Origin of the sequence: Micromonospora sp. NPDC005707 (assembly GCF_040631005.1) — a bacterium.
Taxonomy (GTDB): Bacteria; Actinomycetota; Actinomycetes; order Mycobacteriales; family Micromonosporaceae; genus Micromonospora.
In genome coordinates, this window is sequence record NZ_JBEXYR010000009.1 from 70,915 (window position 1) to 92,744 (window position 21,830).

Here is a 21,830-nt window from a genome sequence, read left to right on the forward strand (position 1 = left end):
CGCGCGGATCAACCGCCGGCCGGTGGCGCCTTCCCGTCTCCGGGAGTGTGGCCGCCGGCCGGACGCCCTTCCGGGCCGGCGACGGCCGGGACGGCCAGGGCCTGCCGCCCGGCGCGGGCGAACTCGCGCAGCAGGACCTGCGCGATCCCGGCCACCGGGATGGCCAGCAGGGCGCCCACCAGGCCGGCCAGCTCGGCGGCGAGCAGCACGCTCACCAGGACGGTCAACGGGTTGAGCCGGACCGCGCGGGCCATGATGACCGGTTGCAGCAGGTGGTTCTCGACCTGCTGGTAGACCACGAAGAAGACCAGCACCACCACGCCGGCGGTGGGGGAGTGCAGGAACCCGGCCCCGGCCGCGACGATGGCCCCGATGGTGGCCCCGACCAGCGGCACCAGGTCGGCCAGCGCGACCACCAGGGCGATCACCCCGGCGAACGGCACCCCGACGAGGAAGAGCACCGCGAACGTCAGGCCGCCGCAGATGACGCTGATCAGCAGGTTGCCGCTCAGGTAGCCGGTGATGATCCGGGACGAGTCCCGGCCGATGCGCCGCAGCCGCTCCGCCGCACCGTCGCCGATGAGCTGGAGCGTGCCGGCGATGATCTTCGGCGCCTCCAGCACCATCAGGTAGGCCAGCACCACCACGGTGAGCACCGCCGCGACGATCTCGAGCACGCCCCGGAGCACCCCGACCGCGGGCTGCCCGAGCCGGGAGCCGTAGCGCTCGATCTGGTCCGCGTGGGTGTCGGCGTACCGGAGCAGGTGGAACCGGTTGAGCACCTCGCCGAGCGGTCCCCGCCCGGCGCGCGCCTCGCGGAGCAGCTCCGGCGCCCGGTCGGCGAACCGGCCCAGCTCGTCGGCCAGCGGCAGCACGATCATCGCGCCCAGCGCGGCCAGCAGCACGAAGGTGGCCAGGAAGACCAGCAGGGTGGCCAGTGCCCGGCGCCGGACCAGCCGCCGTTCCACCCGGTTGACCAGGGGGTTCAGGGCCACCGCGAAGAACGCCGCGACGAGGCCCCAGACCAGCACCCGCCGGGTGGCCCAGACCAGCGCCAGCCCGAGCAGCGTGGCGAGCACCAGACCGATCACGATCAGCGCCCGGCGGGCGGTGGACCGGTCGTCGGCTCTGCTCATCCGGCGCGGCTACCCGCCCGGCACCGGTGGAAACCCGCCGGTCAGCGCTCGGCGAGGGTGGCATCGGTGGCCGGCCGGGTGCCGGCGACGAAGGCGTCCAGGGTCGCCCCGTGCAGCACGCCGCCCGGCACCGGATCACCGGCGGCCCGGGCGACGAGCCGGCGTACCGGCAGCCGGTCAGGGCGGGTGGCCGCGGCGAGCACCAGGTTGCCGTACCGCCGGCCGCGCAGCATCCGCCGGTCGGCGACCAGGCAGACGTCGGCGAAGACCGCCCGCAGCGTGGCCACCTGGGCCCGGGTGTGCACCAGCGGCGGCAGGTCGGTGACGTTGACCAGGAAGACGCCGTCCGGGCGGAGCACCCGGGCCACCTCGGCGGCGAACTCCACGCTGGCCACGTGCCGGGGCATCCGGGCGCCCCGGTAGACGTCGGCGAGCACCACGTCGTACGCCCCGGCCGGGGCGGTGGTGACCGCGTCCCGGGCGTCGCCGATCTCGACGACCACCTCGGGCGGCACCGGGGGCAGCTCGCGGCGGACCAGGTCGACCACCGCCGGGTCCCGCTCGATCACCCGCTGGGGTGAGCCGGGCCGGGTGGCGGCCAGCCAGCGGGGCAGGGTGAGCGCCCCGCCGCCCAGGTGCAGGACGGTCAGCGGCCGGCCCGGCGGCGCGGCCAGGTCGAGCACGGCGGCCATCCGCCGCACGTACTCGAAGTGCAGGTGGCGCGGGTCCGCGAGGTCGACGTAGGACTGCTCGACCCCGGCGGCGAGCAGCGTCCGGCCGGTGGGCCGGGCCGGGTCCACGACGATCTCCAGGGCCTCGGCGTCGCTCTCCACGGCGGGCAACGGTACCCGGCGCACGCCGGGCCGGCGGGCGTGGCGCCCGCCGGCCCGGACCGCCCGCGGCTCAGCCGGCGGCCATCCCGGCACCGGCCTCGTCGATCGCGTCATCGATCCGCCCGGCCAGGTCCACGTCCGACGCCGTCACCCCGTCGACCTGCTGGCTGCGCACCGTGAGCACGGCACTGTCCGGGTCGGGCCGGCCGATCTGCGGGCCGCGCCCGGTCTCGCTCCGGAGCAGGTCGAGCCGGTCGAGCACCCGGTCCAGGTTGCCGTTCGGCAGCTCGATGGTGCGTACCAGCGACTGCCGGTCGCTGGACCAGTACGGCAGCCGGCCGAGCGCGTCGCGCAGTTCCTGCTCGTCCAGCGGGGCGGTGGCGGACGTCGCGCCCACCAGGCCGCCGCCGGCCGCCGGCGGCGCGAGCAGGTCCCGCAACCCGTCGGGTACGCGCAGCGACTCGACGAGTTCGCCGTCCGCGTCGGCCAGCGCGGCCAGGGTGGCCTGCGCCTGGTAGCGGGCCTGCTCCGGGGTGAGGCGGCTGCGCCGGCCCACCTCGGCGAGGAAGCCGGGCAGGTCGTGCCGCCGCTCGACGCCGTCCACCGGCACCACGTCGTGCAGCTTCACCGGCACGGCCTCGAGCAGCCGCTCCCGCTCGGCCTCGTCGAGCGCCCAGGCCAACGCGAGCACGGTCGCCTCCGCCGCCACCTTGGCGGTGGAGAAGTCGACCCCCGCCCGCCGGCTCACGTCGCCGACGAGGTCCCGGTAGCCCAGGGTGGTCACCGGGGCGGGCTGCTCGTCCGGCAGCGGGCGCGGGCGCTCCGCCACGGCCGCTGGCGGCGGCGCGGGACCGCCGCGCGTGGTGTCCGGCTTGTGCCGGCCAGCCGGCGGCGGGCCGGACCGTTCGCGCTGGTCCAGCGAGGTGATCTGCTTGGACGCGCTCAGGCTGGCGCCGATCTGGCTGGGCCGCCGACCGCGTTCCCGGGCGTCCCGGGCCAGGGCCCGGCGGCGCTGGTTGTCGCCCTCCATCTGCTTGCGCATCGTCGCACCTCGTTCCTGGTCGGTTGCGCTTGCGCCGGTCGCCTTCCCGGCGCTGGCGGGAAGGAAACGGCTGCCGGCGGACCGGCCGGCTTCACTCGCTGCGGGTGAGGACCGGTCACCCCGGGGGGCCGCACGATCGTGGTGGACCGGAAGAACTTCCGACGCAAGCGGAAGGGCAGGTCGTCATGAAACGGATCGTGGAGATCGTCCCCGCCCGGCCCGGCTGGTACGCGAGGTGGCAGGTCGACCCGGAGGGCACCCGCAGCTACCCGGTGACCCTCTGGGCTCTGCTGGAGGAGAGCGACGGCAGCGGGCGCGAGGTCGTCGGCGTCGACTGTGTGGGGCAGTGGCCGGGAGCTGACGACAACGAGGCGGGTGGGGAGTTCGTCCGTTACCTGTTCCAGACGCCCGATTCGGGCACGCCGGAGGACGCGGCGTCGCCCACGGTGGGGGAGCTGCGCGAGTCCGGCCCGCGCCTGCAGGCCATTCCCGCCGCCTGAGCCATCCTCCCCGGCCCCCGGCCCCTGGTCCCAGGGTCGGGGGCCATCCCCCGTCCGGGGGCGGTCAGCCGACGTCGCGGGTGGTCGCGGTCTCCCCGACCGGCGGGACGGCCAGCAGCTCGGCCAGCCCGGTGCGGTCCAGCAGCTGCCGCACCTGCGGGGTCACGGCGTCCAGGTGTACGGGGCCGTCGCCGGCCCGGTGGATGAGCACCAGGGCGCTGAGGCCGGAGGAGTCGCAGAGCCCCACCCCGGCGAAGTCGAGGAGCAGCTCCCGGCAGCCGTCGCGGCGCAGCTCGGCCGCGACGGAGACGAGCTCCGGCGCGGTGTCGAAGTCCAGCTCGCCGGTCAGCCGAAGCCGGGCACGTCCGGGGTCGAGCCGGTCCACCTGGATGGTCAGCAGCTGCGGGGGCATGGGGTCATGTTTCCAGCCCGGACCGGTCCCGGAAACCCCAGGGTGCTCAGGCACGGGCGGACGAGCCCGCCGTGGGCCGCTCGGACGGGCGGTCGGGCTGCGGCCGGGACAGGAGGCCGGTGACCCCGGTCATGTCGAGGATCGTCGCCAGGAAGCGGGGCGTCTCCCGCAGTTCGACGGCCGTCCCGCCCTGCTGGCCGTCCCGCCAGGCGTGCACGATCACCGACAGGCCGGTGCTGTCGATGAAGAGCAGGTCGCGGAAGTCCAGCACGAGCGTCCGGGGGGCCTCGGCCAGCAGCCGGTCGACCTCGGTGCGCAGCGGGGCGGCCGTGGTGAAGGCGAGGTCACCGCCGACCCTGATGACCGGCGCGTCGGGGTCGGAGCGGTCCACGGAGAGGTGTAGCGGTGTCGCGTCGGGCGTTCTCCGTCGGGGTGCCACCATCACGCCTTTCGCGGCTGCCGTTCGGGCCGGGTCGTCCGGATCGTAACAACCCCGGAACCGCCCCGCCGGGCGACGCGTCCGCAGGCCGGGGCATGAGCGGTGGGGTGGCGGTACCGGTACACCGGCGTAGGGTGGGCGAAGAGATTTGACCTCACGCGCCGTGTCGCGTGGACCGCGGGTATCGACAGGAGTGGGGCTCAGCTGGTGACTGCTGCCGACGTCAGGGGCGCTGACCCGGGCGACGGACGGATCTCCACGCCGGGCGCCAGACGGGCTCGGGCGTGGTCGCCCGCCGCGCCGGCCCTGCCGCCCCTGGCCCCGGACCGCGGCCCGGCCGCCCCCGACTGGTCGGCGGTGGTGGAGCACTTCCGCGAGGGTCTGATCGTCTGCGACGCCGACGGTGTGGTGCGGCACCTCAGCCCGGTCGCCGAGCGGCTGGTCCCCGAGGTGGTGCCCGGTGAGGTGCTCGCCGCGGCCGGCGTGCCCGCCCTGCGCGGCGACGACCCGGGCGAGTTCACCCATCACGGCCGGCGGCTGCGCCTGCGGCGGGTCGCGCTCTCCGCCGGCCGCCGCTGCTGGTACGTCGAGGACGTCACCGAGAGCGTCAGCCGGGCCGACGCGCTGCTCGCCGAGCGGGCCCGCTCGGCGTTCCTCGCCGTGGTCGGCGAGAAGCTCGGCAACCCCCTGCATCCCGACCGTGCCGCCGCCGCGGTGGTCCGGCTGGCCGTGCCGACGGTGGCCGACGTCGCCGTGCTGGTGCTGACCCCGCGCTCCGGCCGGGCCCGCTGGTGGCGGGCGGTGCGCGCGGACGACGAGGCGCCCGCCGTGGACAGCGGCGTGCTCGCGGCCGCGGCGCTGCCGTCGGCGATCGAGGAGGGGCTCGGCGGCGCCGAGCCGCACGCCCTGGACTGGCTGGTGGAGCAGGCCGTCGAGGCGGGCTGGCTGTCTGGTCTCGACGCGGCCGGCGCCACCGCGCGGGTGGTGCCGTTGCCCGGCCGGGAGGCCCCGGTCGGCGTGCTGCTGGTCGCCCGCCGGACCAACCGCTGGTACGACGACGCCGACCTCGACCTGGTCCGCGCGTTCGCGGCCCGGGCCGGCGCCGCGCTCACCACCGCGCTGCTCTACCGCGACCAGGCCGAGGTCGCCGACACCCTCCAGGCCAGCCTCCTGCCCGTCGAGCCCGCGGCGGCCCCGGGCGTGCAGTGGGGCACCGCCTACCGGCCGGCCCAGGCCGGGTTGCGGATCGGCGGCGACTTCTACGGCTCGCACCGGCTCGTCGACGGCGGCTCGGTCTTCTTCCTCGGCGACGTCTCGGGCAAGGGCGTCGAGGCGGCCGTGTTTACCGGCCAGCTCCGCCAGTGCCTGCACGCGCTGCACCGGGTGGAGTCGCAGCCGGGCCGGCTGCTCAAACTGCTCAACGACGCGTTGCTGGAGACCACCCAGGCGCACGGGCAGGGCCGGTTCGCCACCATGGTGCTGGGTGTGGTGCGCCCGCACCGCGACGGCGGCCTCACCCTGACCATGGCCGGCGGCGGCCACCTCCCGCCGCTGGTGCTGCGGGCCTCCGGCGAGGTCGAGCCGGTGCCACTGAGCGGGATGCTGATCGGTGTGGTGCCGGATCCCCGGATCGGCGAGGTGACCGTGCAGCTGGCCCCGGGCGAGACCTGCCTGCTCTACAGCGACGGGGTGACCGAGGCGCGCGGCGGCCGGCGTGGCGACGAGCAGTTCGGCCCCGAGCGGCTCCTGCACGCGGTGACCGGCTGCCACCGGATGCCGGCGCCGGCGCTGGCCGAGCGGGTCGAGCAGGTGACCTGCGACTGGCTCGGTCACGGCGACCACGACGACATCGCGGTGCTCGCGTTGCGGGCGACCGGCCCGGTCCGCCCCGGCCGCCACCTGCACGTGGTGCCCGGCCCGACCGGCGCCGACCGGACGAGGGAGACCGACGCGTGACCGCGACGACCACCGGGGCCGACCCGGCCCACGCCTTCCCCGGCTATCTGGAGTGCCTGGCGGAGGCCGACGAGCACGCCGCCGTCGAGGTGGCCCTCGGGCTGCTGGAGTCCGGTGTGCCGGCCGAGCGGGTGCTGCTGGAGCTGGTCGCCCCGGCGCAGGCCGAGGTGGGGGAGCGGTGGGCGCGCGACGAGTGGAGCGTGGCCCAGGAGCACGCCGCCACCCACATCAGCGAGCGGGTGGTGGCGGCCGTCGCCGCGTACGCGAATCCCCGCCCGACCCGCGGCCGGATCGTGGTCGCCTGCATGGACGGGGAGTGGCACGCCCTGCCCGCCCGGCTGGTGGCCGAGGTGCTGCGGCTGCGCGGCTGGCAGATCACCTTCCTCGGCGCCAGCGTGCCGGCCGCGCACCTGGTGTCCTATCTGCACCGCTACGACGCGGACGCGGTGGCCCTGGCCTGCGCGCTGCCCATGCGGCTGCCGCACGCGCACCGGATGATCGAGGCGTGCCGCCGCTCGGACGTGCCGGTGGTGGTCGGCGGCCGCGGCTTCGGCGGCGACGGCCGCTGGGCCCGGGTGCTGGGCGTGCCGTGGGCGCCGGACGCGCCGACCGCGGCGGACCTGGTCGCCGACGAGCGGGCGCTGCGCGCGGTCCCGCCGGCCCGGCTCGACCACCTCGCCGACGACGAGTACACGAGCCTGGCCAAGCGGCGCGGTGAGCTGATCGACAGCGCCCTGGCCGACCTGCGGGAGCGGGTGCCCGGGGTGCGCGACTACACGCCGGCGCAGCTCGACTCGACCGTCAGCGATCTCGGCTACATCGTCGACTTCCTCGCCGCCGCCCTCTACGTCGACGACGAGACCCTCTTCACCGAGTTCGTCGAGTGGTTGGTGGCGATCCTGGTCAGCCGCCGGGTCCCGGCCGGCGCGGTCGGGCTGACCCTCGACCACTATGGACAACGGCTGCGGGACTTCCCCCGGGCGGCCCGGTTCCTCGACCGAGCCCGCGCGCTGGTCGGCGGGCTGTCCGCCGCGCCGGGGCGCTGACCGGTCAGGGTGCGGGCGCGCCGGGGAGACCTGCGTATACTTGCTGCACTGCAAGGGTCGGCCTGCGGTGGGAGCGAGAGGGGCCACGGTGACGTTCACCGTCACGTACGGCCAGCGGGACGGCGGTCCGGCCTACCTCCGGCTCGCGGGTGAGCTCGACCTGGCCACCGCGCCGGAGCTCAACGCCGCCATCGACCGGCTGGCCGCCGAGGGGCACCGTGAGCTGCTGCTGGACCTCAGCGAGCTGACCTTCTGCGACTCCACCGGCATCGCCGCGTTCGTCCGCGGCGACAACCTCGTCGCCGCCAAGGGCGGCTGGTTGCGGATCACCGGGGCGACCGGCCGGGTGGCCCGGGTGCTCCAGGTGACCGGGCTGGCCGAGGTGCTGAGCCACGAGGCGGTGGCGGCCGACCCGGCCACCCCGGCCGCCTCCTGATCGGATAGATTTCCCCGCCGGCCGTCGACCTCGCCGTCGGCCTTCCACCTCCCGAGACGAAGCAGGTAGTCCCATGGGTCATGGCACCCCGAGCCCCGTTCGTATCCTGGTGGTGGACGACGACCCGGGTGACGTCCTGATGATCGAGGAGGCCCTTGAGGACTCGGACGTCGAGAAGGTCATCGACGTGGTCAACGACGGCCAGGAGGCGATGGAGTTCCTCCGCCGCCAGGGCCGGCACACCGAGGCCCGGCGCCCCGACGTCATCCTGCTCGACCTGAACATGCCGCGCATGGACGGGCGCCAGGTGCTCGGTGAGGTCAAGCGGGACGAGGAGCTGCGGACCATCCCGATCGTCGTGCTCACCACCTCCAACGCCGACACCGACATCCTCGGCAGCTACACCCTCCAGGCCAACGCGTACGTGACGAAGCCCATCGACCTGGACGACTTCAACGACGTGGTGCGCCGCATCGACGAGTTCTTCGGCCGGGTGGTTGTGCTCCCCAAGCACCCCTGAGCCCTTTCGTCCGGGCGTCCGGATGCTGAACAATTTGCGGGAACCGCCGCGGCCGTGCCCGTCGGCCGCCCAGGATCGTCAGGTGGGGAAGTGACACCAGCTGCCTGGGGGGCGACACAGATGAGGTTCTCCGTGGTCGACATCGGTTACGACCAGCGGCAGGTGGATTCCTGCCTGGACGAGCTGGGCATCCGGTTGGTCCGGCTCGCGGCTCGCGCGGAGAGCGCCGCCGGCGCGGGCCGGGAGTGGGACCAGGTCCGGGAGGACGCCACCCACCTCTGCGACTTCCTGCGCCGCCGCACCGCCGCCGTGGACGGCGACGGGGCCGTCGGAACGGCCGCCGAGCGGGAGGCGGCCAGGCTGCTGACCGAGGCCCGCAGCGAGCTGGAGGCCGCCCGGGAGGAGGCCCGCCAGGTACGCGAGCAGGCGTACGCCGAGGCGGTCCGGGCGCGCCGGGACTTCGAGGCGGCGCTGCTGGCCCGGCGCCGGCGGGAGGCCCGCGTCGACGAGATCCTCGCCGGGGCACGGGGTGACACGGTGCCGCCGGACACGCCGACCGCGGCCGCGGGGGTGCCCACCGGCGGCGCCGCCGAGCGCAGCGCGGCCTGAGCGTCGCTCAGACCAGCGCCGCCACCACCGTGGTGGCCCGCTTCTCGTGCTGGGCGTACGCGTCGGGGAAGGCGGAGACCTGCACCGCCTGGGCGGCCGAGGTGAGGCTGAGCTCCGTCCAGCCGGGCACCTCCTTCAGCGCGGTGAAGAAGGCGCGGGCCGCGTACGCCGGGCGCATGATCTCGGCGACGGTGCCCCAGCCGCTGCTGGGTCGCTGCTGGAACAGGCCGATCGAGTCGTGGTCGGAGCCGCTGCCCTGGTGCGGGTAGTCGAACGACTCGGGGAGCACGTCGCTGGCCAGGTTGTAGAGGTTGCTCTCCTGCATGGCGGTGGCGACGGCCACCACGAGCGCCCGGCGGGGCATCTTCATGGCCTGGCCGGCGTCGACGATCGCCTTGGCGTTGTCCATCTGCCGCTGGTCGAGCCCGGCGACGGGCCGGGGGTGCTTGGGCCGGACGGGCTTCTTCGGCGTCTTCTTCTTCGTGGGCGTCGGGCTCGGGGTGGCGGCCGGGATCGGGGTGACCGGCACGGCGACCGGCGGAGCGGCCCGCTCGAAGTCCCGCGAGGCCCGCTGCTCGGTGGCCGCCCGGTCGGCGAGGGCCTCGCGGACCGGGGCGTGCGGCTGCCCGGTCTCCCGCACGCCGACGACGCCGACCAGGCCGAGGCAGCAGGTCACGCCGGTGGCGACGGCGACCCGGGCGGGGGTGGAGCGGCCCGGCCCGCGGCGGGCCGGCTCCGGGGCCCGGTGCCGCCCGATCCTCCGTTCGGCTGATGCCGGGTCGATCGTACGGCGAACGGGTCGCGTCTCGGTCGGCTGCTGCTTATCGGGATGATCGGGATGCACCCGCCGAGGCTAGAAAGCTTCTCGGCGCTTGCCATCGGGGTGGTTGGTGGCATGCGCCACAATTTGCCATGATCCGCCCGCACATTACGCTCGGTGCACCACGAATTCGATCATCCTCGCGTTTCGCATTTTCCGTTCATGTCGGAAAGTCCGGGGCAGAATTCGCGCATGATCCGCTTCTCGGCGGTTCCCCCCGCCCTCCTCCGTTCGGGCGAGGGATGCGCCCGCCACCTGGGGGTACATCACTCGGCCGGAGGGCCCACGCCGCCGGCGGGCGGACGTGTCCGGATCGCCGGCACCGGAGGTCCCGCCGCTCGATACGATGCGGACGGTGACGGAGCAGATGGTCGATGAGCGGGCCGCCGGCGAGCCCGCCGGCCGCCAGGGCCGGCGGGGGCTGGTCGTCAGCCTGTGCGCTGTCCTGCTCGCCCTGCTCATCGTCGGCCACCGGGCGGTGCCCAACGTGCACGGCCTGGGCAGCCTGGTGGACAGCGTGACCCCGCTGCTCGGGCTCGGCGTACCCCTGCTCGCCCTCGCGGCGCTGCTGCGCCGGTCCCGCCGGGCCCTGCTCGTGGTGCTGCTGCCGGCGCTGGTCTGGGCGGCGCTCTACGGCGGCGCCTGGCTGCCGCCGGCCGCCGGCGCGGGCGCGCCCTCGCTCCGGGTCGCCAGCCAGAACCTGCGCTCCGGCAATCCCGACCCGGCCGCCACGGTCGGCGCCCTCGCCGACGCCGCCCCGGACCTCATCGGGCTCCAGGAGGTGGACGACGGCGAACGGGTCGCCGCCGCGCTCGGCGCGCGCTACCCGCACCGGGCCGCGGTCTCCACCGTCGCGTTGTGGAGCCGCTGGCCGATCCGCGAGGCGCACGGCGTCGACACCGGCCTCGGTTGGGAGCGGGCCCTGCGGGCCGTGGTCGCCACCCCGCAGGGCGACCTGGCGGTGTACGTGGTCCACCTCGGCTCGGCCCGGGCCGGGCACACCGCCACCCGGGACGAGACCCTCGCCGCGCTCGCCGCGACCGTCCGGGCCGACGACGCGCCGCGGCTCGTGGTGCTCGGCGACCTGAACACCGCCACCACCGACCGGGTCTTCGGGCCGCTCACCCGCCTGCTGGGCGACGCCCAGGCCGAGGCCGGGCAGGGCTTCGGCTTTACCTGGCCGGCGGGGCTCCCGGTGACCCGCCCGGACCACGTCCTCTACCGGGGGATCACCCCCACCGCGGCCGGGGTGCTGCACACCCCGGACAGCGACCACCGCGCGGTGACCGCCGGTTTCCGCTGGTGAAGCGGTCAGTGCCGGCCGTTCTCCGCCGGCGTGACGGTCAGTCGGTGCCGGCTGTTGTCGCCGCTGGAGAACGGCCAGAGCCGGTCGGCGTGCGCGACCAGGTCGGCCAGCTGCTCGCGGGTGAGACCGGCCGAGGAGATCTCGGCGTGCACGTCGGCCCGGTACCGGCCGTCGTCGTCGCGGCCCAGCTTCGCCTCCGCGGTCACCTCGACGGTGTGCGCCTCGTCGGTGATCTCACCGGCCGCCTCCACCGCCGCGTGGTGCAGGCAGGAGGCGAACGCGGCGGCCAGGAGCTGTTCCGGCGTGAGGCCGGTGCAGTGCGGCGCCAGCGGGGACGCCAGGGCGGAGGAGAGACCGCCGTCGTCGGTGCGTACGTGACCGCCCGCGGCGGTCGCCGTGGCCGTCTCGGCCAGCCAGGAACTCGGATCCGGCATCGCGTTCCTCCCGTCACTCACCCGCCCGGCTACCCGGCCCCCGCCCGGCGAAACCGTGCCTGAGCAGGCCGGGCGTCAGCCGGCCCGGCCGGTCGGCTGCGCGTCGACGGCGAACGCCTCGGTCGCCTCGGCGGCCGCCTGGTCGGTCCACGCCGACACCGCGGTGCGCTGGCGGGGCGCCGACGCGACCATCGGCACGTAGACCCGGGCGTCCACCACCTCGGCGAGCAGCAACGCGGCCATCAGGCTGGTCGGCCGGGCGGCCGGATCCTCGGCGAGGCAGCGGCGGCACAGGTCGGCCGCCTCGGCCGGCAACCCGTCGATGTCGGGCAGCGGCTCCGGCGGCCGGCGCCGGCCCGAGCCGAGCAGTTGGGTGGTGCTGTCGGCCGCGTACGGGAGCCGGCCGGTCAGGCAGTAGTAGAGGAGCACGCCCAGGGCGTACATGTCCGCGGCCGGGGTGGCCGGCTGCCGGTCGAGCTGTTCCGGCGCCAGGTACGCCGGCGTGCCCACCACGATTCCGTCCGGGGTGTGGTCGGGTGCGCCGGCCGGGCTGGCGATCCCGAAGTCGAGCACCTTCACGCCCGCCGGGGTGAGGATCACGTTCGCCGGCTTCACGTCGCGGTGCACGATGCCGTGCGTGTGCGCCGCGGCCAGCGCGGCGCTCACCTCGGCGCAGACCCGCACCGCGATCCGCCAGTCGAGCCGGCCGCGGCGCAGGTGGGCGGCGAGCGTCTCGCCCTCGGCCAGCTCCATCACGATGTACGGCACCGCGCGGCCGTCCGGCAGGGCGGCGGTGCCGAAGTCGTGGACGCTGGCCACGTTCGGGTGCACGAGCCGCGCGGCCGAGCGGGCCTCCCGCCGGATCCGGTCCACCGAGGTGGCCTCCCCGTCCAGCCCGGGCGAGATCAGCTTCACGGCGACGGTCCGGTCGAGCACGAGGTCGTGCGCCCGCCACACCTCGGACATCCCGCCGATGCCGACCCGCCGTTCGAGCTCGTACCGCCCGCCCAGCGTCCTCATCGACCACTCCTCGCCCTCGTTCGGTCCCCTCCGCTTCGCTACCCGGGCCCGGAGCAGGGCAAACCGCCGGGGATTACCGCCAGCGGGCGGGGCCGGCGCGGGGTAGCTTCGCGAGCAGGGACTGTGTGTCGACGGCGATGCGGAGGGTGACCGGTGGCTATGGTGCGCGTGCGGTTCGTCGGCGGACCCGCCGACGACCTGGTCCGGGACCTGCCCGCCGGCCCGGACGGGGCGCCACCGCCACGGTGGATCCTGCGCCACCCGGACCGGCCGCCCGGCGGCGAGGCCGACCATCTCTACGAGCGCGACCACCACCACGGCGGCGGCGACTGGACGATGCGGTACGTGCGCACCGACCCGTTCGGCGCCACCGAGTGAGCCCGGTCAGGCCGCCCGTGCGCCGGTGGTGTGCAGGATGACCGAGGTGACCAGCTCCGGGTCGTCGTGCATCGGCACGTGCCCGCAGCCGGCCAGGTCCAGGTGCCGGGCCGCCGGCAGTCTGGTCCGGGCCAGCGCGGCCTGCCGGTAGGGCAGGATCCGGTCCCGGGTGCCCCAGGCGACCGTCACCGGCACGGTCGGCGCGCCGGCGAACGTGTACCCGCGGCCGGCGCGGGCCACCGCGCGGAACGCCCGCGCCTCGCGCAGCGCCCGCGCGTCGGCCAGCGCCTCGGCCAGCGCCATCCGGTTCGGCCGGGCCAGGATCATGCCCAGCGCGAGGGTGCGCAGCGCCGGGTTGGCGAACAGCGACCGCAGCACCGGCTCGGGCAGCCGGGCGGCGTTGCGGTGCAGGGTGAGCACGGTGAGCGCCCAGCGCAGTTCGCGCGGGGTGCAGAAGCCGGCGGGGGAGAGGGCGGTGGCGGAGGAGACCGCTCCGGCGGCGGCGAGTTCCAGGGCGATGGCGCCACCGAGACTGTTGCCGGCCACGTGCGGGCGGTCCAGCCCCAGCGCGGCGAACAGCTTGACGATCCCGGCCACCAGGCCGGGCATGTCGGCGGGCAGGCCGGCGGCGGGCACCGGCGAGCGGCCGAACCCGGGCAGGTCGACGGCGATCACGTCGTGCGCCTCGGCGAGCCGGTCCAGCACCGGCGACCAGGCCGCCCAGTGGTGACCGATGCCGTGCAGCAGCACCAGCGGCGTGCCGGCCCCGCGCCGCTCGAAGACGACCTCCACGGCGGCGGTCATCGCCGTGTCTCCCCGTACGGTGTGCTCGGCCCGAAGCCCCGCCCCAGCGCCCGGGTCTGCTCCTCGATCAGCGGGACGGTCTCCTTCGCGGTCCGCCCGACCAGCCGGTCGGCGAGCGGGCTGACCAGCAGCGACCGGACCGCCTGCACGCCGCCGACGGCGCGTGGCACGTAGACCCGGCGCCGCCTGCGCTCGATCGCCCGGACGAACGCCTCCGCGCACTCCTGCACGGTGGTGGTCCGTCGCATCGGCCAGGGCAGCTTCGCGAGCGCCGTCTCGAACGCCGGCAGGTCGGCCCGCGCCTCGCGGACCAGGTCGGTGTCCACCCAGGACGGATGCGCCGTGCCCACGGCCACCCCGCGGTGCGCCAGCTCCAGCCGGATGGCCGTGCCGAAGTGCTCGACGCCGGCCTTGGAGGCGCAGTAGGCGGCCATGCCGGGCAGCGCCGCGAACGCGGCGGCGGAGGAGACGATCAGCAGGTAGCCCCGGCGGGCGGTGAGTGCCGGCACGGTCGCCGCCGCGGTGCGCATCACGCCGATCAGGTTCACCTCGACCGTGCGGACCAGCGCCTCGACGTCGCCGACGGCGATGGTGCCCCGGTTGGCGACCCCGGCGTTCGCCACCACCGCGTCGATGCCGCCCAGTTCCGTGACCGTGCCGTCGACAGCGGCGGCCAACTCGGCCTGGTCGGTGACGTCGGCGCGGAACCAGACGTGGCCGGGACCCAGCTCGGTGGCGAGCGCCGCGAGGCGGTCGGGTTCCAGCCCGACCAGGGCCAGCCGCGCGCCCCGGGCGGCGGCGAGCCGGGCGGTGTGCTCGCCGATGCCCCGGGCCGCTCCGGTCACCAGCACCACCTTGCCGGCGAGCCGTCCGGCCGCGGCGCCATCGATGGACATGCCGGCAAGTTACCACCGGGTAGCGTGCTGGGGAAGGGTCGCCGGCGCGTCCGCGCCAGGCCCGGACGAACCGCCCGGCCAGCCATTCCGATCCGCGCAGATCCCGCCGATCAGCCCGCACAGCTGGTACACAGGATCGGGACAGGCCCGGTACAGCGGGTGCGCCCACGATGGGAGCATGGTCATGAACGGGCAGGCCGCACAGGGCCGGATCGAACTGCGCCGACCGGACGGCGAACCGGTGCGGGTGCTGGTGGTGGACGACGAGCCGACGCTCACCGACCTGCTCTCGATGGCGCTGCGCTACGAGGGCTGGCAGGTCACCACCGCCGGCAACGGGATGGCGGCGATCAGCGCGGCCCGGCAGGTCAAGCCCGACGCCGTGGTGCTCGACGTGATGCTCCCGGACCTGGACGGCTTCCAGGTGCTGCGCCGGCTGCGCGAGCAGGCGCCCACCGTGCCGGTGCTCTTCCTGACCGCGCGGGACGCGGTCGAGGAGCGCATCGCCGGGCTCACCGTCGGCGGCGACGACTACGTCACCAAGCCGTTCAGTCTCGAAGAGGTGATCGCCCGGCTGCGCGCCCTGCTGCGCCGCTCCGGGTTCGCGGTCGCCGCCCGCGAGGAGGCCGTGCTGACCGTCGGCGACCTCAGCCTCGACGAGGACAGCCACGAGGTACGCCGCGGCGGCGACCTCGTCAACCTCACCGCCACCGAGTTCGAGCTGCTGCGCTACCTCATGCGCAACCCGCGCCGGGTGCTGAGCAAGGCGCAGATCCTCGACCGGGTCTGGAACTACGACTTCGGCGGCCAGGCCAACGTGGTCGAGCTGTACATCTCGTACCTGCGCAAGAAGATCGACGCCGGCCGGGAGCCCATGATCCACACCCTGCGCGGGGCGGGCTATGTCCTCAAGCCCGCGGAGTGACCGGGGCGGGCGGCTGCGGCAACGGCTGGCCGGGTGGTCGCTGCGCCGCCGGCTGGTGCTCTCCGTGGTGGGGCTGCTCGCCCTGGTCAGCATCGGCATCGGCGGCCTGACCACCATCGCCCTGCGGCACTTCCTCATCGGCCAGGTCGACGACCAGATCACCGCCGGTGACCGCCGGCGTGAGAACGTGCCCGACATCTTCCGCGACCAGCCGACGCCCGGGCGGCCCGGCGACGCCGGGGAGTGCGAGGCGCTGCAGCCACCGCCGGGCTTCCCGGTGGACTCGGTCGCCGTGCGGGTCCGGGACGGTCAGGTGGTCTGCGGAAAGATCCGGACCGGCGCGCGCCTGGTCGAGTCGTTGCCGGCCGAGCAGGTCTCGGACGTGGTCGGGCAACCCACCGACGGGCGGCCCCGCACCGTGGACATCGGAGGTCACGGCGACTACCGGGCCGTCGCCCATCAGGCGGCCGACGGCGATGTCCTCGTGTTCGCCGTCCCGCTGTCCGGGGTGGAGGAAACGGTCATGTGGGTGCTGGTCGCCCAGGCCGGGCTGGTCACCGCCGGGCTGGTCGTCGCCGGTGGCCTCGGCGCGCTGATCGTCCGGGCCGCGCTGCGCCCGCTGAACCGGGTCGCCGCCACCGCCGCCCGGGTCACCGAGCTGCCACTGGACCGGGGCGAGGTGGCCCTGTCGGTGCGGGTCCCGGCGGCCGACACCGACCCGCGTACCGAGGTCGGGCAGGTGGGCGGCGCCCTCAACCGGATGCTCGGCCACGTCGCCGCGGCGCTCGCCGCCCGGCAGGCCAGCGAGACCCGGGTACGCCAGTTCGTCGCCGACGCCAGCCACGAGCTGCGCACCCCCCTGGCCGCCATCCGCGGCTACGCCGAGGTGGCCCGGCGCGGCCGGGACGAGGTGCCGCCGGACGTGGCACACGCCCTGCGCCGGGTCGAGTCGGAAGGCACCCGGATGACCAGCCTCGTCGACGACCTGCTGCTGCTCGCCCGTCTCGACTCCGGCCGCCCGCTCGCGGCCGAGCCGGTCGACCTCACCGTCATGGTGGTCAACGCGGTCAGCGACGCGCACGTGGCCGGCCCTGAGCACCGCTGGCAGCTCGACCTGCCCGACGAGCCGGTGAGCGTAACCGGCGACGCCCACCGGCTGCACCAGGTGCTGGCCAACCTGCTCGCCAACGCCCGCGTGCACACCCCGCCCGGCACCACGGTGACCACCCGGCTCACGCCGGTGCCCGGCGGCGTCGAGCTGAGCGTCACCGACGACGGCCCCGGCATTCCCGAGGAGCTGCAACCGGAGGTCTTCGAGCGGTTCGCCCGCGGCGACAGCTCCCGCTCCCGGGCGCACGGCAGCACCGGCCTCGGCCTGGCCATCGTGGCCGCCGTGGTCGAGGCCCACCATGGCGAGGTCGCGGTGGCGAGCCGGCCCGGCCGGACCACCTTCACGGTGCGGCTGCCCGGATCCACAGCCGACGCATAGGCCGCTCACGGTGGCGGGTCAGCGGGTCGCCCGAGGCTTGCCGGCATGGACAGAACAGAGAGCCTGCTGACCGCGCCCTCGGCCGGGTCGCCCGCGACCGACCCGGCCCCCGCGCCCGCCCCGGAACCGGTCCGGACCCCGGCGCAGCCGCCGGCCGGGCCGCCCCGTCTCGACCCGCGCTGGACGCGACCGGCCCTGCTCGGCCTGCTCCTGGCCACCGCGGTGCTCTACCTCTGGGGCCTCGGCGCCTCCGGGTGGGGCAACGCGTTCTACTCGGCGGCCGTGCAGGCCGGCTCGGAGAGCTGGACGGCCTTCTTCTACGGCTCCTCGGACGCGGCCAACTCGATCACCGTCGACAAGACCCCCGCCTCGCTCTGGCTGATGGCCCTCTCGGTCCGCCTCTTCGGGCTGAGCAGCTGGTCGATCCTGGTGCCGCAGGCCCTGCTCGGCGTCGCCTCCGTCGGCGTCCTGCACGCCGCCGTACGCCGCTGGTACGGGCCGGTCGCCGGCCTGCTGGCCGGCGCGGTGCTCGCGGTCACCCCGGTGGCCACGCTGATGTTCCGGTTCAACAACCCCGACGCCCTGCTGGTGTTCCTGCTGGTCGCCGCCGCCTACGCCACGGTGCGCGCGGTCGAGACGGCGAGCACCCGGTGGATCACGCTGACCGGCGCGCTGGTCGGCCTCGGCTTCCTCACCAAGATGCTCCAGGCGTTCCTGGTGATCCCGGTGTTCGCCGGCGTCTACCTGCTGGCCGCGCCGACCGGCTTCTGGCGGCGGGTGCGTCAGCTGCTGCTCTCCGGGCTGGCCGTGGTGGTCGCCGCCGGCTGGTGGGTGGCCGTCGTGGAGCTGGTCCCGGCGAGCGCCCGCCCGTACATCGGCGGCTCGCAGCACAACAGCATCCTGGAGCTGACCCTCGGCTACAACGGCCTCGGCCGGATCACCGGGGACGAGGAGGGCAGCGTCGGCGGCGCCGGCCGCCCGGGCGGCGGCGGCCCGTTCTCCGGGCAGTCCGGACTGCTGCGGATGTTCGGCGCCGAGGTCGGCGGCCAGATCTCCTGGCTGCTGCCGGCCGCGCTGATCCTGCTCGTCGCCGGGCTGTGGCTGGCCGGGCGGGCGGCGCGTACCGACCGGACCCGGGCCGGGCTGCTGCTGTGGGGCGGCTGGCTGCTGGTCACCGGGCTGATCTTCAGCTTCATGTCCGGGATCTTCCACGCGTACTACACGGTGGCCCTGGCGCCGGCGGTCGGCGCGTTGGTCGGCATCGGAGCGACCCTGCTCTGGCGGGCCCGGACCACGCCGGCCGTCCCGACCCCGCCCACCCCTCGGCACACCCCGGCCGTCCCGACCCCGCCCACCCCTCGGCACACCCCGGCGGTCGCCAGCCCGCATGCCCCGACCGCAGCCCCGCTGGTCACCGCTCCGCCGGCGGCAGCCGCTCCGGCTGCTCCGGCTGCTCCGGCCGCGCCGGCCGCGGCGGCCGCGCCGGCAGTCCCGACGAGTGGGCCGACCGCAGGCAGCGGGCGGCGCGGGTTCGTCGCGACCGTGATCCTGGCCGGCGCCCTGGCCGTCACCGCCTGGTGGTCCTGGCACCTGCTCGGCCGCAGCGCCGACTGGTACCCGTGGCTGCGCACCGCCGTGCTGGTGGCCGGCCTGGCCGCCGCCGCGCTGCTGGTCCTCGTCGACCGGCTGCCCCGCCGCGCGGCGCCGGTGCTGCTGGCCCTGGGGGCGGCGACCGCGCTCGCCGGCCCGGTGGCGTACGCGCTGCAGACGGCGGCGACCCCGCACACCGGCTCGATCCCCAGCGCCGGCCCCGCCGTGCAGGGCGGCTTCGGCCCCGGCGGCCGCGGCGGCTTCCCGGGCGGCGGCCGGATGCCGGGCGGCATGCAGTTCCCCGGCGGCGAGTTCCCCGGCCTCCCGGGCGGGCAGAACGGCGGCGCCGCGTCAGGCGGGCAGAACGGTGGCGCCGCGTCAGGCGGGCAGAACAGCGGCGCCGCGTCAGGCGGGCAGAACGGCGGGGTGCCGGGCGGCACCGGGCCGAACGGTGGCGCCGCGCCGGGCGGCAGCGGCCAGTTCCCGGCCTTCCCGGGCGGCACCGGCCAACTCCCCGGCCTTCCCGGCGGCCAGACCGGCTCCGGCCAGACTGGCTCCGGCCAGACCGGCACGGGGCAGGACGGGACGAGCGGGCAGCTTCCCGGTGACGGGCGGTCGCAGCGCGGCGGCGGGATGGGCGGGCTGCTCGACGCCCGCGAGCCGAGCGCCGAACTGAAGGCGCTGCTGCAGGCCGACGCGGACGACTACACCTGGGTCGCCGCGACGGTCGGCTCGAACAACGCCTCCGGCTACCAGCTCGCCACCCGCGAGCCGGTGATGCCGATCGGCGGCTTCAACGGCAGCGACCCGTCCCCGACCCTCGCCCAGTTCCAGCGGTACGTCACCGACGGGCGGATCCACTACTTCATCGGCGGCGGCGGGTTCCGGGCCAACGGCGGCAGCAACGCGTCCGCGGAGATCGCCGCGTGGGTGGCCGAGACCTTCACGGCGCGAACCGTCGACGGCGTGACCGTGTACGACCTGAGCAGCGGAGAGCAGGGCTGAGCGATGACCGACACCCGCGAACCCCGGGCCGCCGTGCGGGCCCGGCCCACGGAGCACACGGCGGTGCTCGACGTGGTGGTGCCCGTGCACAACGAGGAGGCCGACCTCGGCCCCTGCGTCCGGCGGCTGCACGCGCATCTCACCGCGCATCTCCCGTACCCGTTCCGGATCACCGTGGCCGACAACGCGAGCGTCGACGGCACGCTCGCGGTGGCCGACGCGCTCGCCGCCGAGCTGCCCGAGGTGGGGGTGCTGCACCTGGACGCCAAGGGGCGGGGCCGGGCGCTCCGGGCCGCCTGGTCGGCCTCCCCGGCGCCTGTGCTGGCGTACATGGACGTGGACCTCTCCACCGATCTGGCGGCGCTGCTGCCGCTGGTCGCCCCGCTCCTCTCCGGGCACTCGGACCTGGCGATCGGCACCCGGCTGGCCCGGACCAGCCGGGTGGTCCGGGGCGCCAAGCGGGAGGTGATCTCGCGCGGCTACAACCTGCTGCTGCGCGGCACCCTCGCGGTGCGCTTCTCCGACGCGCAGTGCGGGTTCAAGGCGATCCGCGCCGACGTGGCGGCCGGGCTGCTGCCGCTGGTGCGGGACACCGGCTGGTTCTTCGACACCGAGCTGCTGGTGCTGGCCCAGCGGGCCGGCCTGCGGATCCACGAGGTCCCGGTGGACTGGGTGGACGACCCGGACAGCCGGGTGGACATCGTGGCCACCGCCCTGGCCGACCTGCGCGGCATCTGGCGGCTGGGCCGGGGGCTGGTCACCGGGGCGCTGCCCCTGGCCGACCTGCGCGCGCAACTCGGCCGGGCGCCGCTGCACGCGCCGCCGGCCCAGGTGCCCGTCGGGCTGCCCCGGCAGCTCGCCCGGTTCGCGATGGTCGGGGTGGCCAGCACGCTCGCGTACCTGGTGCTGTTCGTGCTGGCCCGCGGCCCGCTCGGGGCGCAACCGGCGAACCTGCTGGCGCTGCTGGTCACGGCGGTTGCCAACACGGCGGCCAACCGGCGGCTCACCTTCGGCGTCACCGGCCGCCGGCACGCCGGCCGGCACCACCTCCAGGGCCTGCTCGCCTTCGCCCTCGGCCTGGCCCTGACCAGCGGTTCCCTGGCGGTCCTGCACGCCACGGCGGGCACGCCGCCGCGCGCCGTGGAGCTGACCGTCCTGGTCGCCGCCAACCTGGCGGCGACCGCGCTCCGCTTCACCCTGCTCCGCCTCGCCCTGCACCACCGCCCCTGACGGCGGAGATCTTGGCGAGTTTCCGTCCGCCAGGAACGGCAACTCGCCAAGATCCGGAGCGGGAACCGCGCCACCGCGTGGCAGGGTGGGGGCATGTACCGGGAAGGGCCGGCACCGGGGATCCCGGGTGCCGTGCGGTGGGCGAGCGTCTCGCGCGGCGACGCACCCGTGCGGGTGCTGCCGGACGGGTGCCTGGACCTGCTCTGGTCCAGCCGGTCCGGCCTGCTGGTCGCCGGGCCGGACCGCACCGCGCACCTGTCGGTGGGCGTGCCGGGGGAGCGGTGGGTCGGGCTGCGGCTGCCGCCGGGCACCGGACCCGCCGTGTTCGGGTTGCCCGCCGACGAGCTGCGGGACCAGCGGGTGCCCCTCGCCGACCTGTGGGGACGCGCCGCCGCCGACCTGGCCGACCGCATCGAGGCAGCCGACGCCCCACTCTTCGGCGCCGGTCGTGCCCGGCACCGAACTCCCGGACGTCCACCGGCCGCCGCGTCCGCCGGTGGCAGCCCACCCGTTCCGGCGCTCGCCGGATGGTCGGGACCGTCCGTCGCCGCCGTGCTGGAGGACGTCGCGCGGGGCCGGTTGCGGGCCGCCGGTGGCCCGGACCCGATCGGGGCGCGGGTCGCCGCCCGGCTGGCGGCCGGCGCCACCGTCACCGCGACCGCCGCCGAGGTCGGCCTGGGCGCGCGGGCCCTGCACCGGCGCAGCCAGCTCCTCTTCGGGTACGGCCCGAAGACCCTCGCCCGCATCCTGCGGATGCGCCGTGCCCTCGACCTGGCCGGCGCCGGCACCCCGCTCGCCGAGGTCGCGGCCCTGGCCGGGTACGCGGATCAGGCCCACCTCACCCGCGAGGTGAAGGAACTGGCCGGCGTCCCACCGACCCACCTGCTGCCGCCCGCCGGCGCCTGAGGCCCTCGGCGGGGGGCCTTCGAGATCTTGGACAGCTGCCGTTCCGCTCGAACGGTAACTGTCCAAGATCGGCGGATCGGTGCGGAGGTGAGCGCCCG

Annotated in this window: 23 protein-coding genes; 13 read left to right on the forward strand and 10 right to left on the reverse strand. The window is 75.8% G+C overall.

The window, feature by feature from the left end; translation table 11 throughout:
- Positions 1-8: 8 nt before the first annotated feature.
- The 3 genes from ABZ452_RS19795 to ABZ452_RS19805 all read right to left on the reverse strand — a co-directional run bounded on the left by ABZ452_RS19795 (position 9) and on the right by ABZ452_RS19805 (position 3,011).
- Positions 9-1,136 (reverse strand): AI-2E family transporter, encoded by a 1,128-nt coding sequence (locus ABZ452_RS19795; protein WP_357944746.1) that lies wholly within the window; start codon positions 1,134-1,136, stop codon positions 9-11.
- Positions 1,137-1,177: 41 nt separating this feature from the next.
- On the reverse strand, positions 1,178-1,969 hold the full coding sequence (locus tag ABZ452_RS19800; protein WP_357944749.1) for a fused MFS/spermidine synthase: 792 nt from the start codon (positions 1,967-1,969) through the stop codon (positions 1,178-1,180).
- A gap of 70 nt (positions 1,970-2,039) precedes the next feature.
- Positions 2,040-3,011 carry a DUF2267 domain-containing protein gene (locus tag ABZ452_RS19805; RefSeq protein WP_357944751.1) on the reverse strand — a complete coding sequence of 324 codons (972 nt, stop codon included), beginning with the start codon at positions 3,009-3,011 and terminating at the stop codon, positions 2,040-2,042.
- 185 nt (positions 3,012-3,196) lie between these two features.
- Between ABZ452_RS19805 and ABZ452_RS19810 the strand changes: the two genes are divergently transcribed.
- Positions 3,197-3,511, forward strand: coding sequence for a hypothetical protein (locus tag ABZ452_RS19810; RefSeq protein ID WP_357944753.1), 315 nt, complete (start codon positions 3,197-3,199; stop codon positions 3,509-3,511).
- A gap of 64 nt (positions 3,512-3,575) precedes the next feature.
- Here the strand turns inward: ABZ452_RS19810 and ABZ452_RS19815 are convergent, their stop codons facing one another.
- Together ABZ452_RS19815 and ABZ452_RS19820 are read right to left on the reverse strand one after the other, a co-directional pair.
- Positions 3,576-3,923, reverse strand: a complete 348-nt coding sequence (locus tag ABZ452_RS19815; RefSeq protein ID WP_357944756.1) for an STAS domain-containing protein — start codon at positions 3,921-3,923, stop codon at positions 3,576-3,578.
- 46 nt (positions 3,924-3,969) lie between these two features.
- Complete coding sequence (locus ABZ452_RS19820; protein WP_357944759.1) at positions 3,970-4,314, reverse strand: STAS domain-containing protein; 345 nt, start codon at positions 4,312-4,314, stop codon at positions 3,970-3,972.
- Positions 4,315-4,569: 255 nt separating this feature from the next.
- Between ABZ452_RS19820 and ABZ452_RS19825 the strand changes: the two genes are divergently transcribed.
- The 5 genes from ABZ452_RS19825 to ABZ452_RS19845 all read left to right on the forward strand — a co-directional run bounded on the left by ABZ452_RS19825 (position 4,570) and on the right by ABZ452_RS19845 (position 8,929).
- Positions 4,570-6,318 carry a PP2C family protein-serine/threonine phosphatase gene (locus ABZ452_RS19825; RefSeq protein WP_357944761.1) on the forward strand — a complete coding sequence of 583 codons (1,749 nt, stop codon included), beginning with the start codon at positions 4,570-4,572 and terminating at the stop codon, positions 6,316-6,318.
- Entirely contained in the window at positions 6,315-7,364 is a 1,050-nt protein-coding gene (locus tag ABZ452_RS19830) for a cobalamin-dependent protein (RefSeq protein ID WP_357944763.1), read from the forward strand. The genes ABZ452_RS19825 and ABZ452_RS19830 overlap by 4 nt, the downstream gene beginning before the upstream one ends.
- An 88-nt stretch (positions 7,365-7,452) precedes the next feature.
- Complete coding sequence (locus tag ABZ452_RS19835) at positions 7,453-7,800, forward strand: STAS domain-containing protein (protein ID WP_357944766.1); 348 nt, start codon at positions 7,453-7,455, stop codon at positions 7,798-7,800.
- A gap of 73 nt (positions 7,801-7,873) precedes the next feature.
- Positions 7,874-8,320, forward strand: coding sequence for a response regulator (locus ABZ452_RS19840; RefSeq protein WP_357944769.1), 447 nt, complete (start codon positions 7,874-7,876; stop codon positions 8,318-8,320).
- A 120-nt stretch (positions 8,321-8,440) separates the two neighbouring features.
- Positions 8,441-8,929, forward strand: a complete 489-nt coding sequence (locus ABZ452_RS19845) for an ATPase (protein ID WP_357944772.1) — start codon at positions 8,441-8,443, stop codon at positions 8,927-8,929.
- A 7-nt stretch (positions 8,930-8,936) separates the two neighbouring features.
- On the opposite strand, the gene ABZ452_RS19850 is transcribed toward ABZ452_RS19845, so the two are convergent.
- Entirely contained in the window at positions 8,937-9,773 is an 837-nt protein-coding gene (locus ABZ452_RS19850) for a hypothetical protein (protein WP_357944774.1), read from the reverse strand.
- 331 nt (positions 9,774-10,104) lie between these two features.
- Between ABZ452_RS19850 and ABZ452_RS19855 the strand changes: the two genes are divergently transcribed.
- Complete coding sequence (locus tag ABZ452_RS19855) at positions 10,105-11,055, forward strand: endonuclease/exonuclease/phosphatase family protein (protein WP_357944777.1); 951 nt, start codon at positions 10,105-10,107, stop codon at positions 11,053-11,055.
- A 5-nt stretch (positions 11,056-11,060) separates the two neighbouring features.
- On the opposite strand, the gene ABZ452_RS19860 is transcribed toward ABZ452_RS19855, so the two are convergent.
- Together ABZ452_RS19860 and ABZ452_RS19865 are read right to left on the reverse strand one after the other, a co-directional pair.
- Positions 11,061-11,489, reverse strand: coding sequence for an OsmC family protein (locus tag ABZ452_RS19860; protein WP_151464846.1), 429 nt, complete (start codon positions 11,487-11,489; stop codon positions 11,061-11,063).
- 75 nt (positions 11,490-11,564) lie between these two features.
- Complete coding sequence (locus ABZ452_RS19865) at positions 11,565-12,509, reverse strand: serine/threonine-protein kinase (RefSeq protein WP_357944781.1); 945 nt, start codon at positions 12,507-12,509, stop codon at positions 11,565-11,567.
- A gap of 159 nt (positions 12,510-12,668) precedes the next feature.
- Between ABZ452_RS19865 and ABZ452_RS19870 the strand changes: the two genes are divergently transcribed.
- Positions 12,669-12,887 carry a hypothetical protein gene (locus ABZ452_RS19870; protein ID WP_357945347.1) on the forward strand — a complete coding sequence of 73 codons (219 nt, stop codon included), beginning with the start codon at positions 12,669-12,671 and terminating at the stop codon, positions 12,885-12,887.
- A gap of 6 nt (positions 12,888-12,893) precedes the next feature.
- Here the strand turns inward: ABZ452_RS19870 and ABZ452_RS19875 are convergent, their stop codons facing one another.
- Complete coding sequence (locus tag ABZ452_RS19875; RefSeq protein WP_357944783.1) at positions 12,894-13,691, reverse strand: alpha/beta fold hydrolase; 798 nt, start codon at positions 13,689-13,691, stop codon at positions 12,894-12,896.
- Positions 13,688-14,587, reverse strand: coding sequence for an SDR family oxidoreductase (locus ABZ452_RS19880; RefSeq protein WP_357944785.1), 900 nt, complete (start codon positions 14,585-14,587; stop codon positions 13,688-13,690). The genes ABZ452_RS19875 and ABZ452_RS19880 overlap by 4 nt, the downstream gene beginning before the upstream one ends.
- 184 nt (positions 14,588-14,771) lie before the next feature.
- On the opposite strand from ABZ452_RS19880, the gene ABZ452_RS19885 reads away from it, so the two are divergent.
- The 5 genes from ABZ452_RS19885 to ABZ452_RS19905 all read left to right on the forward strand — a co-directional run bounded on the left by ABZ452_RS19885 (position 14,772) and on the right by ABZ452_RS19905 (position 21,732).
- The gene (locus ABZ452_RS19885; protein ID WP_357945349.1) at positions 14,772-15,512 is read left to right on the forward strand and encodes a response regulator transcription factor; all 741 of its coding nucleotides are present in this window, start codon (positions 14,772-14,774) and stop codon (positions 15,510-15,512) included.
- On the forward strand, positions 15,490-17,001 hold the full coding sequence (locus tag ABZ452_RS19890; protein ID WP_357944788.1) for an ATP-binding protein: 1,512 nt from the start codon (positions 15,490-15,492) through the stop codon (positions 16,999-17,001). The genes ABZ452_RS19885 and ABZ452_RS19890 overlap by 23 nt, the downstream gene beginning before the upstream one ends.
- A 45-nt stretch (positions 17,002-17,046) precedes the next feature.
- Positions 17,047-19,596, forward strand: a complete 2,550-nt coding sequence (locus ABZ452_RS19895) for a glycosyltransferase family 39 protein (protein WP_357944791.1) — start codon at positions 17,047-17,049, stop codon at positions 19,594-19,596.
- Between the two features lie 3 nt (positions 19,597-19,599).
- Positions 19,600-20,826, forward strand: a complete 1,227-nt coding sequence (locus tag ABZ452_RS19900; protein WP_357944794.1) for a bifunctional glycosyltransferase family 2/GtrA family protein — start codon at positions 19,600-19,602, stop codon at positions 20,824-20,826.
- A 93-nt stretch (positions 20,827-20,919) separates the two neighbouring features.
- Complete coding sequence (locus ABZ452_RS19905; RefSeq protein ID WP_357944797.1) at positions 20,920-21,732, forward strand: helix-turn-helix domain-containing protein; 813 nt, start codon at positions 20,920-20,922, stop codon at positions 21,730-21,732.
- The last annotated feature ends 98 nt before the right edge of the window (positions 21,733-21,830 follow it).

What these genes read in the sequence shown, in the direction of transcription:
- ABZ452_RS19875 (WP_357944783.1), bottom strand. Translation starts at nt 13,691, where the DNA reads ATGACCGCCGCCGTGGAGGTCGTCTTCGAGCGGCGCGGGGCCGGCACG.
- ABZ452_RS19870 (WP_357945347.1), top strand. Translation starts at nt 12,669, where the DNA reads ATGGTGCGCGTGCGGTTCGTCGGCGGACCCGCCGACGACCTGGTCCGG.
- ABZ452_RS19845 (WP_357944772.1), top strand. Translation starts at nt 8,441, where the DNA reads ATGAGGTTCTCCGTGGTCGACATCGGTTACGACCAGCGGCAGGTGGAT.
- ABZ452_RS19880 (WP_357944785.1), bottom strand. Translation starts at nt 14,587, where the DNA reads ATGTCCATCGATGGCGCCGCGGCCGGACGGCTCGCCGGCAAGGTGGTG.
- ABZ452_RS19905 (WP_357944797.1), top strand. Translation starts at nt 20,920, where the DNA reads ATGTACCGGGAAGGGCCGGCACCGGGGATCCCGGGTGCCGTGCGGTGG.
- ABZ452_RS19810 (WP_357944753.1), top strand. Translation starts at nt 3,197, where the DNA reads ATGAAACGGATCGTGGAGATCGTCCCCGCCCGGCCCGGCTGGTACGCG.
- ABZ452_RS19805 (WP_357944751.1), bottom strand. Translation starts at nt 3,011, where the DNA reads ATGCGCAAGCAGATGGAGGGCGACAACCAGCGCCGCCGGGCCCTGGCC.
- ABZ452_RS19890 (WP_357944788.1), top strand. Translation starts at nt 15,490, where the DNA reads ATGTCCTCAAGCCCGCGGAGTGACCGGGGCGGGCGGCTGCGGCAACGG.
- ABZ452_RS19885 (WP_357945349.1), top strand. Translation starts at nt 14,772, where the DNA reads ATGAACGGGCAGGCCGCACAGGGCCGGATCGAACTGCGCCGACCGGAC.
- ABZ452_RS19865 (WP_357944781.1), bottom strand. Translation starts at nt 12,509, where the DNA reads ATGAGGACGCTGGGCGGGCGGTACGAGCTCGAACGGCGGGTCGGCATC.
- ABZ452_RS19895 (WP_357944791.1), top strand. Translation starts at nt 17,047, where the DNA reads ATGGACAGAACAGAGAGCCTGCTGACCGCGCCCTCGGCCGGGTCGCCC.
- ABZ452_RS19815 (WP_357944756.1), bottom strand. Translation starts at nt 3,923, where the DNA reads ATGCCCCCGCAGCTGCTGACCATCCAGGTGGACCGGCTCGACCCCGGA.
- ABZ452_RS19900 (WP_357944794.1), top strand. Translation starts at nt 19,600, where the DNA reads ATGACCGACACCCGCGAACCCCGGGCCGCCGTGCGGGCCCGGCCCACG.
- ABZ452_RS19860 (WP_151464846.1), bottom strand. Translation starts at nt 11,489, where the DNA reads ATGCCGGATCCGAGTTCCTGGCTGGCCGAGACGGCCACGGCGACCGCC.
- ABZ452_RS19795 (WP_357944746.1), bottom strand. Translation starts at nt 1,136, where the DNA reads ATGAGCAGAGCCGACGACCGGTCCACCGCCCGCCGGGCGCTGATCGTG.
- ABZ452_RS19840 (WP_357944769.1), top strand. Translation starts at nt 7,874, where the DNA reads ATGGGTCATGGCACCCCGAGCCCCGTTCGTATCCTGGTGGTGGACGAC.